Origin of the sequence: Microbulbifer thermotolerans (genome assembly GCF_900112305.1) — a bacterium.
Classification (GTDB): domain Bacteria; phylum Pseudomonadota; class Gammaproteobacteria; order Pseudomonadales; family Cellvibrionaceae; genus Microbulbifer; species Microbulbifer thermotolerans.
Genome location: NZ_FOKT01000002.1, coordinates 105,051 through 119,693 on the forward strand (window position 1 = coordinate 105,051; position 14,643 = coordinate 119,693).

A 14,643-nucleotide genomic window follows, 5' to 3' on the forward strand; every position below is an offset into this window, starting at 1 on the left:
CCGGGATACTCCACACTCAGATTCTTTTTGCCTGATCTGCGGCGTTGCCAATGTAAGATGCGGGCGTCAGTGCGAGTAGTGACTGTTTCGCATCTTCCGGAATTTCCAGCTTGTTAATAAAGGCTTTCAAGGTGTCCTGGGTTATGCCCTGGCCGCGTGTCAGTGCTTTCAGTTTTTCGTAGGGCTCCTCAATATCGTAGCGCCGCATGACCGTTTGAATGGGCTCTGCCAACACTTCCCAGGCGTTGTCCAGATCTTCGGACAGACGTTCCCGGTTGATTTCCAGCTTTCCGAGTCCTTTCAGGGTGGCTGCGTAGGCGATGACGGTGTAGCCGATGCCGACCCCCATGTTGCGCAACACCGTGGAATCGGTCAGATCCCGCTGCCAGCGGGAAATGGGCAGTTTGGCGCTCAGGTGCTGGAATACCGCGTTGGCCAGGCCCAGGTTGCCCTCGGAATTCTCAAAATCGATCGGGTTCACTTTATGGGGCATGGTGGAAGAGCCTACTTCACCCGCGATCACTTTTTGCTTGAAGTAGCCCAGGGAAATGTAGCCCCAGATATCCCGGTCGAAGTCGATCAGAATGGTATTGAAACGGGCGATGGCATCGAATAGTTCCGCAATATAATCGTGGGGCTCAATCTGGGTGGTGTAAGGATTCCAGGTCAAGCCCAGGGAAGTGACGAAAGCTTCGGCATTCTTTTCCCAGTCTACATCCGGGTAGGCGGACAGGTGTGCGTTGTAGTTACCCACGGCGCCGTTGATTTTGCCCAGCAGTTCCACGCTTTGAACCTGCTTGATTTGCCGGCGCAGGCGCGCTACGACATTCGCCAATTCTTTGCCGACGGTGGTGGGGCTGGCTGTTTGGCCGTGGGTCCGCGAAAGCATGGGGATGTCCGCGAATTTTGTGGCCAGTTGCGCGATTTCAGTGGCGAGTTGCTCCATTGCCGGCAGCACCACCTGATCGCGACCAGCACGCAGCATCAGTGCGTGGGACAGGTTATTGATATCCTCCGAAGTGCAGGCGAAGTGCACGAATTCACTGACTTTATCAAGCTCACTGTTAGCGCTGATTTTTTCCTTTAGGAAATACTCAACAGCCTTTACGTCATGGTTGGTAGTGCGCTCGATTTCTTTAATGCGCTCGGCATCTGCCAGGGAAAAATTCTCAACAATATTGTTGAGCAATTGGTCGGCCTCCGCTCCGAACTGAGGCACCTCTTTAATTTGCGGGTGGCGGGAGAGCTGTTGCAGCCAGCGTACCTCGACTTCCACCCTCGCGCGAATCAGACCGTATTCGCTGAAAATAGTCCGCAGTGATGAGGTCTTACTCTCGTAGCGTCCATCGATAGGGGAGACCGCGGTAAGGGCGGATAGCTCGACTGTCATAGTGTATCTCCGGATTGTGAAATTGAGGATTCGATTTGCGTGATCAATGCGTTGGTCGCGGTCAGCAGTTTTTTACGCTGAAACAGTAAGTGCAGGCGACTGCCGCCGAGCTGCCGCCAAAGAGTGGCCGCGCGCACCCCAGCGAACAACATGGCGCGTATCTGGTTGGCGATGCGCTGTTGCTGTAAATAGTTGAAATCTCCCAGCACCTGGATGCGGAAACGGAAGGTACTGAGTGTGTCGCTATAGATACCAGCGAGATTGGAAAAAACGTTTTCGTGGGTCAGGCTGAAATGCTCGGCCTGAATCCGGGCCTTTTCCAGGCGGCTTCCAATAATTGAGAGCAGCTCTCTCTTCTTGGCGAGCTGCCGTTGCAAATAAAGTATTGAAAGAACGTAGCGCAGGCAGTCTGTATATTCCGGGTGCTGGCGTGACTGCAGCAGTTGCCGGGCTGCCTTCAACCCCGGCAGCAGTTTATCCGCGCCGCCGAAGACCGCTTCGGCACTTTCCGGATTCTGCTGAAAGAGGCTGTAAACACCAGTCTCCAGTTGCGACTGGGGTGCAGTACCTGTTTTTGCCAGGCGCTCCACCAGGGTTGCGAATTGAAAAATACCCGCCAGTGCCAGTGCCTGATCCCGCCACTTACTCAAAGGTACTCCTTAATTTTCCTGATATTTTTTCGGCAAGGATGTGCCCACCCCGGTGGGCTTTTCGATGACAGCACCACCGAGACAGATATCGCCGTCGTAGAGTACGAGAGACTGTCCCGGTGTAATTGCCCGCTGAGGCTCGTCAAAGACCACTATAAGACCGCCATCTGCACGCAGTCTGACTGTACAGTCCTGATCGGGCTGACGGTAACGCGTTTTGGCCTTGCAGCGAAACTCGGATGCGGGTGCGCTGCCGTTGATCCAATGTGCCAAGCTCGCTTCGAGGCCGGTAGCGTACAACAGTGGGTGGTGTGCTCCCTGGGCAACGATCAGCACATTGCGTCCAAGATCCTTGCCGACCACATACCAGGGGGCATCACCCGCACCGCGAACGCCGCCGATTCCCAGCCCTTGACGCTGTCCTATGGTGTGGTACATCAGACCGGAATGCTGCCCCATGACTTGGCCTTCCGGGGTTTCCATGTCGCCCGGTTGTGCCGGCAGATACTGCTCAAGAAAATCCTTGAAACGGCGCTCCCCGATAAAACAGATGCCAGTACTGTCTTTCTTGTTGTGGGTGACAAAGCCGTTCGCCTCGGCTATCCGGCGCACCTCCGGCTTTTCCAGCTCACCCAGAGGAAATAGCGACTTGGCGAAAGCCGCTTCATCCACCGCATGCAGGAAGTAACTCTGGTCCTTATTTCCATCCACGCCTTTCAGTAAGCAGGTGCGGCCATTCTCGGTTTTGCAGCGCGCATAGTGGCCGGTGGCAATGGCATCAGCGCCCAACACTTCCGCGTACTCAAGGAAGACCTTGAACTTGATCTCGCGGTTACAGAGGATATCCGGGTTCGGCGTCCGGCCAGCCTTGTACTCGGCCAGGAAGTGCTCAAACACCTGATCCCAATACTCCGCGGCGAAGTTTGCCGTGTGTAGTTTGATGCCGAGCCGTTTGCACACAGCTTCTGCGTCGGCCAGGTCTGCCTTGGCTGTACAGTACTCGGTACCGTCGTCTTCGTCCCAATTTTTCATGAACAAGCCTTCGACCTGGTACCCCTGCTGTTTCAGCAGCAGGGCGGCCACGGAGGAGTCCACGCCGCCGGACATTCCGACGATCACGCGTTGGGGCTTTGCAGAGGTGGAATCAGACATAGATGAGAATGGGCAACTACACAAAAGGGGGCGAATTTTACCCGTGATTAGGGGTTGTGACCAAGACCGTGCTTACCGCGGCCAGCGGCGCCGGCGCTGGCCGCGCACAGACGCGGGTCGTGCGGGAGCTGCAAATACCTCCTCGGCGCGCTGCTCTCCGGGGCGCAGACCGCCGAGTTGCCAATTGCCGATGGCTGTGCGGATCAGGCGCAGCGTCGGGAAGCCAACCGCCGCGGTCATGCGCCGTACTTGCCGGTTGCGCCCTTCGCTGATGGTTAACTCCAGCCAGGAGGTCGGGATAGCCTTGCGCTCTCGCACCGGTGGGACCCGCGGCCATACCGCCGGCTCCCGCAGGTGCCGGGCTTTGGCCGGTGCGGTCAAGCCATCCTTTAGTTTGACGCCGCGGCGCAATTCGCCGAGCGCCGCATTGTCGATTTCTCCCTCAACCTGTACCCAGTAAGTTTTCGGCAGTTTCTGCCGCGGATGGCTGATCTGATGTTGTAATGCGCCATCATCGGTGAGAAGCAGCAGCCCTTCGGAGTCGAAATCCAGGCGCCCGGCGGCGTAAAAGCCCTTTCGATGGATAAAGTCCGCCAGGGTGGGGCGCCCACTGCTGTCGGTGAATTGACTCAATACGCCGTAAGGCTTGTTGAAAAGAATGATTTGACTCATGAATGCGCACCAGCATGTAATCCAGCTACAAAAGCGGGGCGATATTGGTATAATCCCGCCGTTTTTTCATTCCGCCCCGACTTAGTGTCGACGGAGTTCGGGGGGCGGGGCAAGCAACACCCGACCTAAACAGTCACAGAGTTTTGGGAGTTTAAGCAATATGGGTCATATCCAAGTGCCGGCAGACGGCGAAAAAGTTACAGTCAACTCCGACGGTTCGCTGAATGTGCCGAATCGCCCGATTATTCCTTTCATTGAGGGTGACGGTATCGGCGTGGATATCACCCCGGTAATGCGCAAGGTGATCGACGCGGCCGTGCAGAAGGCCTACGGGGGCGATAAAGGTATTGCCTGGATGGAGGTTTACTGCGGTGAGAAGGCGGCGGAAACCTATGCCGGCGACTGGTTCCCCGCGGAGACTCTGGAAGCCATTAAAGAGTATGTGGTGAGTATCAAGGGCCCCTTGACGACCCCGGTGGGTGGTGGCTTCCGCTCACTGAACGTGGCCCTGCGCCAGGAGCTGGATCTCTATGTGTGCCAACGCCCTGTACGCTGGTTCAGCGGGGTGCCTTCTCCGGTTAAAGAGCCCAACAAAGTCGACATGGTGATTTTCCGGGAGAACTCTGAGGATATCTACGCTGGCATCGAGTGGAAGGCGGATTCCGACGAGGCCAAGAAAGTGATTCAGTTCCTCCAAGAGGAAATGGGAGTCACGAAAATCCGCTTCCCCGAGCACTGTGGCATCGGCATCAAGCCGGTATCTGCTGAGGGCACCAAGCGCCTGGTGCGCAAGGCTATCCAGTACGCTATCGATCAGGACCGCGACTCTGTGACTCTGGTGCACAAGGGTAACATCATGAAGTTTACCGAGGGTGCCTTTGCGGACTGGGGATACGAACTGGCTCGCGATGAGTTCGGCGCTCAGCCTCTGGATGGTGGCCCCTGGCACAGCTTCAAAAACCCGAAAACCGGCAAAGAGATTGTTATCAAGGATGTTATTGCAGACGCCATGCTGCAACAGATCCTGCTGCGCCCGGCAGAATACGACGTGATCGCCACGCTGAACCTCAATGGCGACTATCTGTCTGACGCCTTGGCAGCTCAAGTTGGTGGTATCGGTATTGCCCCGGGCGCCAACCTGTCTGACGAAGTGGCTTTGTTTGAGGCAACTCACGGCACTGCACCCAAGTATGCCGGTCAGGACAAGGTCAATCCGGGTTCCCTGATTCTTTCCGCGGAGATGATGCTGCGCCACCTGGGCTGGAACGAGGCTGCGGATCTGGTAATCAAGGGCATGGAAGGTGCCATTGAGGCTAAAACCGTAACCTATGACTTCGAACGCCTGATGGACGGTGCAGAGCTGAAATCCTGCTCCGAGTTTGGCGAGGAAGTGATCAAGCACATGGGCTGATTGCCGAGGCAAGTCCAGGATTGCCGCAAAAAAGCCCCGCACCTACCGGTGCGGGGCTTTTTGTTCAGGGTGAGCAGCTTAATCGAGTGCTTCCGCCTCTTTTTCTCGCTGGACCTGCCCTTGATCGCTACTGGAGAGGCCGGTATTTCCAGAACTCTTCTCTCCGCTAGCTGATTCGTTGGGGATTACTGTGGATATATTGGCTGCATGATAGCCTTTTTCACCTTTGACAATGTCAAAAGTGACCTGTTGGCCGGCTTTGAGGGTGCGGTACCCGTCCATCTGTATCGCGGAGTAATGCGCGAACAGGTCCTCCCCCCCTTCATCCGCAAGAATAAACCCATATCCCTTGGCGTTGTTGAACCACTTGACGGTACCGGTAGGCATGGCGAATTCCCTCTAATTGCCGGGGCGACAGCTAGCCGCCTTACAGTGTCATTTCTTTATAGTTATCTGTGCTTGCAATTCGACCGCGAAAGCACTCCCTTATATCGCGTTTGCGCCTGAGTCAGGCACTACCTCTTGTAGCCAACTGGTTTCCGAATGTCAAGGCTTTCTGGCGCCCGCTGTGCCTCGGAGGAAATGAGGTTACAATTCCGAGTCGCTAGACCAAATTACTTTCAGGATCTTATTGATAAACGCTATGGGAATTTCACAGGCCATTAAACTACACTCGGACGACAGCGATAATGGCTTCCAATATCCGGGGGGTATAGGCGGGGATCTGGTGCTGGAAGAGGCACCGCCCAAACTCAAGCGGCCACCGATGTACAAGGTGGTCATGCTTAACGATGACTACACCCCCATGGACTTTGTGGTTGAGGCGCTGGAGCTTTTTTTTGGCGTCGACCGCGAGCGTGCCACCCAGTTGATGCTGCAAGTGCACACACAGGGAAAAGCAGTCTGCGGTGTCTATACTCGGGATATAGCGGAGACGAAGGCCGCACAGGTCAATCAGTTCGCCAGGGAGCATCAGCATCCTTTGCTGTGCGAGATCGAAGCGGATGAAAGCGAGGATGATTGACACTGGACTGGCAGATGGGATCCGTCCAGTGGCGGAGCCGGACACACACAAGACGCCAACCGGGCGCATTGTCCAGTGAACGGGCGGGTGACATTGGCGATTAGGGTTTGAGGTTTAGATGCTCAGCAAGGATTTAGAGGTAACGCTCAATCTAGCGTTCAAAGGTGCACGTGCAAAACGCCACGAATTTATGACCGTGGAGCACCTGTTGCTGGCGCTTCTGGACAATGAGTCGGCCGCGGACGTGTTACATGCCTGCGGTGCCGACCTCAGTGCCCTGCGCCGTGAACTGCTCGAATTCGTGGATTCCACTACGCCCCTGATCCCGGAAGCGGATGTCGACCGGGAAACTCAGCCCACTCTGGGCTTCCAGCGCGTACTGCAGCGGGCTGTATTCCATGTGCAGTCCTCTGGCAAGAAAGAGGTTACCGGAGCCAACGTATTGGTCGCGATCTTCTGTGAGCAGGAAAGCCAGGCGGTTTATTACCTGAAGCAGCAGAGCGTTGCCCGAATCGACGTGGTTAATTACATCACACACGGAATTTCCCGTGTTGGCTCCAGCGGCAACAATCACCACCACCATCACAATACCGATCCCGCACCGGAACAGGCGGATGAGGATATCGGCGCGGGTGCAGAGCCCGGTGGGTCAGACCCGCTGGAAAGCTATGCGACCAATCTGAACCAAGAGGCAATACTCGGCCGGATTGACCCGCTGGTTGGTCGGGGGCCGGAAGTGGAGCGGGTTACTCAGGTTTTAGCACGCCGACGTAAAAACAACCCTCTGCTGGTGGGCGAGTCCGGCGTGGGTAAAACCGCTATCGCCGAAGGGTTGGCTCGCCGTATTGTGGACGGCGATGTGCCCGAGCCCCTGAGCAACAGCACAATCTATTCGCTGGACCTCGGCTCGTTACTGGCCGGCACCAAGTACCGCGGTGATTTTGAGAAGCGCTTTAAGGCGTTGCTGGCGGAGCTTCGCAAGCGCCAGAACGCGGTACTGTTTATCGACGAAATTCACACCATTATCGGTGCTGGAGCCGCCTCTGGCGGTGTTATGGATGCTTCAAATCTGCTCAAACCGCTGCTCTCCAGTGGCCAGCTACGTTGTATCGGCTCCACCACCTTCACTGAGTATCGGGGCATCTTCGAGAAAGATCGCGCTCTGTCGCGGCGCTTTCAGAAGATCGATATCAACGAGCCTTCGGTAGAGGAAACTGTGCAGATTCTGCACGGCTTGAAGAGTTGCTTTGAAGATCATCACAAGGTGCGTTACACAGATGCCGCGCTGGAGGCTGCGGCACAGCTCTCCAGTCGCCATATCACCGAGCGTTTCCTGCCGGACAAGGCGATCGATGTTATCGACGAGGCTGGGGCTTACCAGTCGCTGTTGCCGCCGGAGGAGCGGCGGGAACTGATCGGCGTCACCGAGATCGAGACGGTCATTGCCAAAATGGCCAGGATTCCAGCCAAGAGCGTCTCTGCCTCCGACAAGGAGCAGCTGGCCAAGCTGGAAGAAAATCTCAAAATGGTGGTGTTTGGCCAGGATAAGGCAATTGAGGCACTGAGTACCGCAATCAAATTGAGTCGTGCCGGTCTGGGCGCCGAGGAAAAACCGATTGGCTCCTTCCTCTTTGCCGGCCCGACGGGGGTGGGCAAGACAGAGCTTTGCCGGCAGTTGGCGAAGGTAATGGGGATTGAGCTGATCCGTTTTGATATGTCGGAGTACATGGAGCGCCACACCGTCTCCCGTCTGATCGGTGCCCCTCCGGGCTATGTGGGATTCGATCAAGGTGGGCTGCTGACCGACGCAGTATCCAAGCATCCGCACAGTGTGGTGTTGTTGGATGAGATTGAGAAGGCGCACCCCGAGGTCTTCAACCTTTTGCTACAGGTAATGGACCACGGTACATTGACGGACAACAATGGCCGCAAAGCGGATTTCCGTAACGTCATACTGATTATGACCACCAATGCCGGTGCGGAATTGATGAGCCGCCGCTCCATCGGATTTTCCCCGCAAGACCACTCCAGCGACGGAATGGAAGAGATCAAGAAGATGTTCAGCCCGGAGTTCCGCAACCGCCTGGACAGCATTATTCAGTTCAGCGCTCTGGATCTGGATGTGGTCAAGACTGTGGTGGATAAGTTCATTGTCGAGCTGCAGGCGCAACTGGACGAGTCCCACGTGACCCTGGTGGTGGGCGAAGAGGCGCGCGAGTGGCTGGCGGTCAATGGCTACGATGAAAAGATGGGAGCGCGTCCAATGGCCCGTCTGATCCGCGACAAGCTGCGCAAACCGCTGGCGGAAGCAGTGCTTTTCGGAGATCTGGCAGAGGGGGGCGGCCGCGTGGAGGTCACGATCGAAAACGACGAGCTTACGATCAAGACCGCAGTGCCAGCCTGATTCTCAAGCCAAACAAAAAAGCCACCTTCGGGTGGCTTTTTTGTTTGCACGGCAGCTTTGCGGTGGCTGCCGAGCGCTTCCGTTAACGGGCCCGATAGGTGATGCGGCCCTTGGTCAGGTCGTAGGGCGTCAGCTCTACTTTGACCTTATCACCGGTAAGTATACGGATATAGTTCTTGCGCATTTTTCCGGAAATATGCGCTATCACCACATGTCCATTTTCCAGTTTCACGCGGAATGTGGTATTGGGCAGGGTGTCGATCACCTCGCCTTCCATTTCAATGTAATCGTCTTTTGCCATGCGGCAGCAACCTTCAAAATAACCAGTTTTGAGCTTTACCCCGGCCAGGGCCGCGGCGCGACGGGCGTGCATTTTGCACGAAAAGCCGGGATAGAGCAAAGGTACTTAGTGAGACTTCAGCGCCCAGCGGTTTTCTCTGAGCAGCTCGATCGGCTGGAACTGCGTCTTGTAGGCCATCTTCTGACACTGTTCGATCCAGTATCCCAGGTAGAGGCTGGGCAAGCCGAGTCGCCGAGCCCATTCAATTTGATAAAGAATGCAGTAACTGCCTAGGCTTCGCTTGCTCTCGCCGGGGTCGAAGAAAGTATAGATGGCCGACAAACCAGTGGTGAGCATATCTGTTACGGCGACGGCAACCAGCCTGCCTCGAGTTCGAAATTCGATATAGTGGGTGCTGCCCCAGGCCTGTGTAAGAAAACTGCGGAATTGATCCCGATGCGGCGGGTACATTTCGCCATCCGCGTGCCGCTGCTCGATATAGCGCGCATAAAGTTCGAAGTGCTCATCGGAATCGATGGTTTGCACGTGGAAGATATCCAGGTCCCGATTGCGGCGCCAGCAGCGGCGCTGCTTGCGGTCCGGTACAAAGAGGTTCACAGGTACCCTTGCGGGCACACAAGCCTGACAGCTGGCGCACTGAGGGCGGTAGAGGTAGGCGCCACTGCGGCGAAAACCGAGTTCAGATAGTCGAGTGTATAACTGCTGGTCGACCGGTGTTTGCGGATCCACAAATACGGTGGTGGCCTCACGCTCTGGCAGATAGCCACAAGGGTGGGGCAGGGTAGCCAGCAGGCGCACCGAATCCAGGCGGGAGGGTTTGCTCATCGTCCTATGGCTGGGCGTGCTACTGCGCAAGATGGGCGCAATGAGCACGCTTATCAATCTGGCACTGCGGACTTGAATACAGGCTTTCCATTAGGCCTCCGGAAATACAGAACACGCTCAAACGCAGCTTTCTGGAAAAGTCCATGTCAGTTTCCACGGCTGTGGGAAAGGTGTCTGTGTGACGCCCTTCTCCAGCAATCGCTCGAACTCTTCCCGCGACACTTCTACCGCTCCGAGGCTTTGAAGGTGAGGGTTTGTCACCTGGCAATCGATCATCGGGCAGTTCCACAATTCTAACTGCCGCACCAAGTGCACAAAAGCGACTTTTGAGGCATTGGTTTCCCGGTGGAACATCGACTCTCCGAAGAAGATGCGCCCCAGGGCCACGCCGTAGAGGCCGCCGACAATCTCCTGCCCTCGCCAAACCTCAACTGAGTGGGCATAGCCCAGGCGATGCATTTCCCGGTATGCCTCGCTTATCTCCTCGGTAATCCAAGTGCCTTCGTTGTCGCCCCGCGGTAGGCGGCAGGCTTCGATCACCCGGTCAAACGCTTGGTCGAACGTTACCGAGAAATCGCCGCGGCGCAGCACCTTGCGCATGCTCCGCCCAATGCGAAATTCGCTCGGGATAAGCACACAGCGTGGCGATGGGCTCCACCAGAGAATCGGCTGGTCGTCGGAATACCAGGGAAAGATGCCGCGCCGATAGGCTGCCAACAGCCGGTCGACACAGAGGTCGCCCCCTACCGCAAGGAGACCGTTGGGGTCTTTTAGAGCAAATTGGGTGGGGGGGAACTCTATCTGCTCAGGGTTGAGCAGTGTCAAATGGCCGCCAGTGGATTTGGTCACGTTCAGTTGCGCCGCTGTGATTTCTTAGCTCTGAGATTAATCAAAGGTAATGGGGTCTCACAAGGCCCTATGCGGTGGATGTCGCGGCTGACAGGTGTCTGCAGACAAAGAACTCTGCCGATAGCAGCAGTAATCCATATGGCCCACAAGTATTCGACGGTTGCCGCCCGAAGGCGACAACCCGGTAGGCTGCGTTATTGTGCGTCCAGGAAGCGTTCCGCGTCGAGCGCCGCCATGCAACCGGTGCCAGCGGAGGTGACCGCTTGGCGGTATACATGGTCGCAGACATCGCCCGCCGCGAAAACTCCCGGTACAGAGGTTTGGGTGGCGTTGCCTTCCAGACCACTTTGCACGACGATATACCCGCCATTCATTTCCAGCTGGCCTTCGAAGATGTCAGTGTTCGGTTTGTGACCGATGGCGATAAACACACCGGATACTTCCAGCTCGCGGGTACTGTCATCCTTTGTGCTGCGCAGGCGCACGCCAGTTACGCCGTTATCGTCGCCCAGTACTTCCTCCACGGTATGATTCCAGCAGACATTGATATTGCCGTTTTCTACCTTGTCCATGAGGCGGTCTTGCAGGATTTTCTCAGCGCGCAGCTCATCGCGGCGGTGGATCAACGTCACCTCGCTGGCAATGTTTGACAGATAGAGCGCTTCTTCGACGGCAGTGTTACCGCCGCCGACAACGGCGACCTTTTGATCGCGGTAAAAGAAACCGTCACAGGTCGCACAGGCGCTGACGCCCCGGCCCTGGTATGCCTCCTCGGAGGGCAGGCCGAGGTATTGAGCGGAGGCTCCGGTGGCGATAATCAATGCATCGCAGGTATAGGTGTCATTGCCCTTCAGGGTGAAGGGGCGCTGGTTCAGATCCACCGACTCAATATGATCGAAGATAATCTGTGTATCGAAACGCTCGGCGTGCTGCTGCATCTGCACCATCAAATCGGGGCCCTGCAAATCGGCGGAGCCGCCGGGCCAGTTTTCCACTTCGGTGGTGGTGGTCAACTGGCCGCCTTGCTGCATGCCGGTGATTACGACCGGTTTGAGGTTGGCGCGGGCAGCATAGATGGCAGCAGTGTAACCGGCAGGGCCGGAGCCAAGAATAATCAGTCGATGGTGGTTGTTGCTCATAGAGGTCTCGTATACAGACAAATGAGGAAATCGCCCAGGCGTCAAATCGCCAGGCGGCTTAAGGGTTGTCAATGCCCTTCGGCAATGGTGTTCAGGGCTATCAAATTGGCGTTCATGATAGGCGAAACCCCTGGCTTGGCGAAATAGTTTGGTTTTATTTGCACTATTGGAGGTGCCAATTCCCATGCTTTCCAGGGTAAATTCTCTGGTGCTAAATCACATTAAGTTAGTCAACTTTTACATTAATAAGAAGCTGTAACCTATTGATTTAAAGCAAATTTTTTTCTTTTAAAGTAATGTCTTAAGTCGGCTGCAGGTAGCATTTGGACCGCTCCTGTAGTACACAGTCGGCTGCCGGGGAAGGGCGATTGCCGCCTTTGCCCCTGGAAGAACCGCCCGAACAGGTGAAGACAGTCACAAGATCACTGAGGTATGCCATTGAAGGCTGAAAGCACCACAGACCAATCCGCCGACGAAAGCGGAACTCCGCCGGATTCATTGATCGCTCGCCTGTTGCGCGAGGGGGCTCTGATCGCATTACTTGCCGGGGCCCTATTATTGGCAATCAGTCTGATCAGCTACGATTCGGCGGATCCGGGTTGGTCACATACCGGACATAGTGGGCAGGTGAACAATGCCATTGGTCCCACCGGTGCCTGGCTGGCGGATGTCTGCTTATCTCTGCTCGGTTGGATGGCGTATTTGTTCCCTGTTCTGATCGGTTGGCGTGCCTTTCGCATCCTGCGCGACCGCAACGCGCGCTTTCACGGCCCTCTGTTTGCCATAAGAGTGTCGGGGCTGGGGCTTTTACTGGCCAGCGGCGCTGGTATCGCCACACTGTGCTTTGCCCAGGGGGAAGAGCCGTTGCCGTTTTCGAATGGTGGCATTATCGGTGCGGCCATCGCCGGGGCGGCGGAGAGCAGCCTCGGCTACGTGGGGGCGACCATTCTATTGTTAGCGCTGTTTGCGATTGGTATTTCAGTGTTTACCGGGTTGTCCTGGTTGAAGCTGGCGGATGCGATCGGTCGCAATGTGCTCGGCTTCCTTGCCTGGCTGGGCAACCGCTACCGGCGCATGCGGCAGAAGCGCGAGGAGGCGCGCGCGGCGCGAGAAGCCATCGTGGTGCGCAAGGCCGCCGTGGAGGAAGAAAAGCAACGCAGTGCCAAGCGGCTGCCGCCCAAAATAGAGCCCGCCGCCCCGAAGCCCAAGCAGAGTCCTCGCGCCGCCAAGGAGAAACAGGGCGAGCTTTTCTCTGCCGGTCCGGTCACCGGCACTTTACCCGCGCTTTCTCTACTGGACCCTGCGGATCAAAACAAGAAGGCGGGTTTTTCCCGCGAGTCCCTGGAGGCACTCTCGCGCCTGCTCGAGCTCAAGTTGAAAGACTTCGGCGTGGTTGCCGAAGTGGTCTCGGTGCTGCCGGGACCCGTGGTGACCCGCTTCGAAATTCAGCCGGCACCGGGCGTCAAGGTAAGTAAGATTTCCAACCTGGCCAAGGATCTGGCTCGTTCACTAGCGGTAATCAGCGTGCGGGTGGTGGAGGTAATTCCGGGCAAGTCTGTAGTGGGTATCGAGATTCCCAATGAAAACCGGCAGATGGTGCGTTTAAGTGAAGTTTTGTCGGCAGATGTCTACGAGAATGCCAAGTCCCCGCTGACCCTGGCCCTTGGGCACGACATCTCTGGTCAGCCGGTGGTGGCGGATCTGGCCAAGATGCCACACCTGCTGGTGGCGGGTACTACCGGCTCCGGTAAGTCGGTGGGCATCAACGTGATGCTGCTTTCTCTGCTGTACAAATCCACTCCGGAAGAAGTGCGCCTGATTCTGGTGGACCCCAAAATGTTGGAGCTGTCGGTCTATGAGGGGATACCGCATCTGCTGACGCCGGTGATCACCGACATGAATGACGCAGCCAACGGGCTGCGTTGGTGTGTGGGCGAAATGGAGCGGCGATACAAGTTGATGGCGGCCATGGGAGTGCGCAATCTGGCGGGCTTCAACCGCAAGGTAAAAGAGGCCATTGCCGCGGGGGAACCCCTGGAAGACCCGATCTGGCAGCCGGACCCTATGTCCAGTGTACCGGAAGAGGAGCAGACACGCCCATACCTCAAGCCACTGCCATCTATCGTTGTGGTGATCGACGAATTTGCCGATATGATGATGATCGTCGGCAAAAAGGTGGAGCAACTGATAGCGCGCATTGCGCAAAAAGCCCGCGCCGCTGGCATCCACTTGCTGTTGGCCACCCAGCGCCCGTCTGTCGATGTCATCACGGGGCTGATCAAGGCCAATGTCCCCACGCGCATCGCTTTCCAGGTATCGTCCAAAATCGATTCCCGTACCATTCTCGATCAGGGCGGCGCAGAGCAGTTGCTGGGACATGGCGATATGTTGTACCTGCCTCCGGGTAGCGGCGTGCCTGTACGGGTGCACGGCGCCTTCGTCGATGATCACGAAGTACACAAAGTCGTGGCGGACTGGAGTCGCCGCGGAGAGCCGGAATATATCGATGGCATCGTCGATGACAGTAACAACAGCATTCCAGTGCCCGGCTTGCAGACCGAGGGCGGGGATGAGAAAGACTCGGAATCCGACGCGCTCTACGACGAAGCGGTGGCCTTTGTCACCAAGTCACGCAAGGCGTCTATTTCCTCGGTTCAGCGCCATTTACGTATCGGTTACAACCGGGCCGCGCGCATTATCGATGCGATGGAGGCAGCTGGTGTTGTGTCTCCAGCGGGCCACAACGGCAACCGCGAGGTATTGGCGCCACCGCCCCCCTGAAGTCGGTCGGCACACGAAGAGGCCGCCGCACGCGGCGGATTCAGC

Annotated in this window: 13 protein-coding genes; 4 read left to right on the plus strand and 9 right to left on the minus strand. The window is 56.7% G+C overall.

The features are described 5' to 3' along the window. Window positions 1-16 precede the first annotated feature (16 nt). From purB to BM155_RS03020, 4 genes are all read right to left on the minus strand, one after another. The gene (gene purB / locus BM155_RS03005) at window positions 17-1,390 is read right to left on the minus strand and encodes an adenylosuccinate lyase (RefSeq protein ID WP_074901029.1); all 1,374 of its coding nucleotides are present in this window, start codon (window positions 1,388-1,390) and stop codon (window positions 17-19) included. Beyond that, entirely contained in the window at window positions 1,387-2,040 is a 654-nt protein-coding gene (hflD, locus tag BM155_RS03010; protein ID WP_067153241.1) for a high frequency lysogenization protein HflD, read from the minus strand. Before hflD ends, purB begins: the two co-directional genes overlap by 4 nt. A 9-nt stretch (window positions 2,041-2,049) precedes the next feature. Beyond that, window positions 2,050-3,192 (minus strand): tRNA 2-thiouridine(34) synthase MnmA, encoded by a 1,143-nt coding sequence (mnmA, locus tag BM155_RS03015; protein ID WP_074901032.1) that lies wholly within the window; start codon window positions 3,190-3,192, stop codon window positions 2,050-2,052. 72 nt (window positions 3,193-3,264) lie between these two features. Beyond that, entirely contained in the window at window positions 3,265-3,864 is a 600-nt protein-coding gene (locus tag BM155_RS03020) for a pseudouridine synthase (protein ID WP_067153245.1), read from the minus strand. Window positions 3,865-4,024: 160 nt separating this feature from the next. Here BM155_RS03020 and icd point away from each other — a divergent pair, with 160 nt between their 5' ends. Continuing rightward, entirely contained in the window at window positions 4,025-5,275 is a 1,251-nt protein-coding gene (gene icd / locus BM155_RS03025) for an NADP-dependent isocitrate dehydrogenase (RefSeq protein WP_067153247.1), read from the plus strand. A 78-nt stretch (window positions 5,276-5,353) separates the two neighbouring features. Here icd and cspD read toward each other — a convergent pair whose 3' ends face one another. Beyond that, entirely contained in the window at window positions 5,354-5,662 is a 309-nt protein-coding gene (cspD, locus tag BM155_RS03030) for a cold shock domain-containing protein CspD (protein WP_067153249.1), read from the minus strand. A gap of 256 nt (window positions 5,663-5,918) precedes the next feature. Here cspD and clpS point away from each other — a divergent pair, with 256 nt between their 5' ends. Together clpS and clpA are read left to right on the plus strand one after the other, a co-directional pair. Then, complete coding sequence (gene clpS / locus BM155_RS03035; protein WP_067153251.1) at window positions 5,919-6,299, plus strand: ATP-dependent Clp protease adapter ClpS; 381 nt, start codon at window positions 5,919-5,921, stop codon at window positions 6,297-6,299. Window positions 6,300-6,417: 118 nt separating this feature from the next. Continuing rightward, entirely contained in the window at window positions 6,418-8,703 is a 2,286-nt protein-coding gene (gene clpA / locus BM155_RS03040) for an ATP-dependent Clp protease ATP-binding subunit ClpA (protein WP_067153253.1), read from the plus strand. Window positions 8,704-8,785: 82 nt separating this feature from the next. Here clpA and infA read toward each other — a convergent pair whose 3' ends face one another. The 4 genes from infA to trxB all read right to left on the minus strand — a co-directional run bounded on the left by infA (window position 8,786) and on the right by trxB (window position 11,817). Beyond that, complete coding sequence (gene infA, locus BM155_RS03045; protein ID WP_067081888.1) at window positions 8,786-9,004, minus strand: translation initiation factor IF-1; 219 nt, start codon at window positions 9,002-9,004, stop codon at window positions 8,786-8,788. Between the two features lie 105 nt (window positions 9,005-9,109). Then, entirely contained in the window at window positions 9,110-9,829 is a 720-nt protein-coding gene (locus BM155_RS03050) for an arginyltransferase (protein ID WP_067153255.1), read from the minus strand. 117 nt (window positions 9,830-9,946) lie between these two features. Beyond that, window positions 9,947-10,678, minus strand: a complete 732-nt coding sequence (aat, locus tag BM155_RS03055; RefSeq protein ID WP_074901034.1) for a leucyl/phenylalanyl-tRNA--protein transferase — start codon at window positions 10,676-10,678, stop codon at window positions 9,947-9,949. Between the two features lie 194 nt (window positions 10,679-10,872). Continuing rightward, window positions 10,873-11,817: a thioredoxin-disulfide reductase gene (trxB, locus tag BM155_RS03060; protein WP_074901037.1), complete on the minus strand. Its 945-nt coding sequence runs from the start codon at window positions 11,815-11,817 to the stop codon at window positions 10,873-10,875. Between the two features lie 432 nt (window positions 11,818-12,249). On the opposite strand from trxB, the gene BM155_RS03065 reads away from it, so the two are divergent. Beyond that, complete coding sequence (locus BM155_RS03065) at window positions 12,250-14,598, plus strand: DNA translocase FtsK (RefSeq protein ID WP_082817441.1); 2,349 nt, start codon at window positions 12,250-12,252, stop codon at window positions 14,596-14,598. Window positions 14,599-14,643 lie beyond the last annotated feature (45 nt).

Bases quoted from the DNA above. Each gene is read 5' to 3' on its own strand.
- purB (WP_074901029.1), bottom strand. From the start codon at position 1,390: ATGACAGTCGAGCTATCCGCCCTTACCGCGGTCTCCCCTATCGATGGA.
- mnmA (WP_074901032.1), bottom strand. From the start codon at position 3,192: ATGTCTGATTCCACCTCTGCAAAGCCCCAACGCGTGATCGTCGGAATG.
- BM155_RS03020 (WP_067153245.1), bottom strand. From the start codon at position 3,864: ATGAGTCAAATCATTCTTTTCAACAAGCCTTACGGCGTATTGAGTCAA.
- icd (WP_067153247.1), top strand. From the start codon at position 4,025: ATGGGTCATATCCAAGTGCCGGCAGACGGCGAAAAAGTTACAGTCAAC.
- cspD (WP_067153249.1), bottom strand. From the start codon at position 5,662: ATGCCTACCGGTACCGTCAAGTGGTTCAACAACGCCAAGGGATATGGG.
- clpS (WP_067153251.1), top strand. From the start codon at position 5,919: ATGGGAATTTCACAGGCCATTAAACTACACTCGGACGACAGCGATAAT.
- clpA (WP_067153253.1), top strand. From the start codon at position 6,418: ATGCTCAGCAAGGATTTAGAGGTAACGCTCAATCTAGCGTTCAAAGGT.
- infA (WP_067081888.1), bottom strand. From the start codon at position 9,004: ATGGCAAAAGACGATTACATTGAAATGGAAGGCGAGGTGATCGACACC.
- BM155_RS03050 (WP_067153255.1), bottom strand. From the start codon at position 9,829: ATGAGCAAACCCTCCCGCCTGGATTCGGTGCGCCTGCTGGCTACCCTG.
- trxB (WP_074901037.1), bottom strand. From the start codon at position 11,817: ATGAGCAACAACCACCATCGACTGATTATTCTTGGCTCCGGCCCTGCC.
- BM155_RS03065 (WP_082817441.1), top strand. From the start codon at position 12,250: ATGCCATTGAAGGCTGAAAGCACCACAGACCAATCCGCCGACGAAAGC.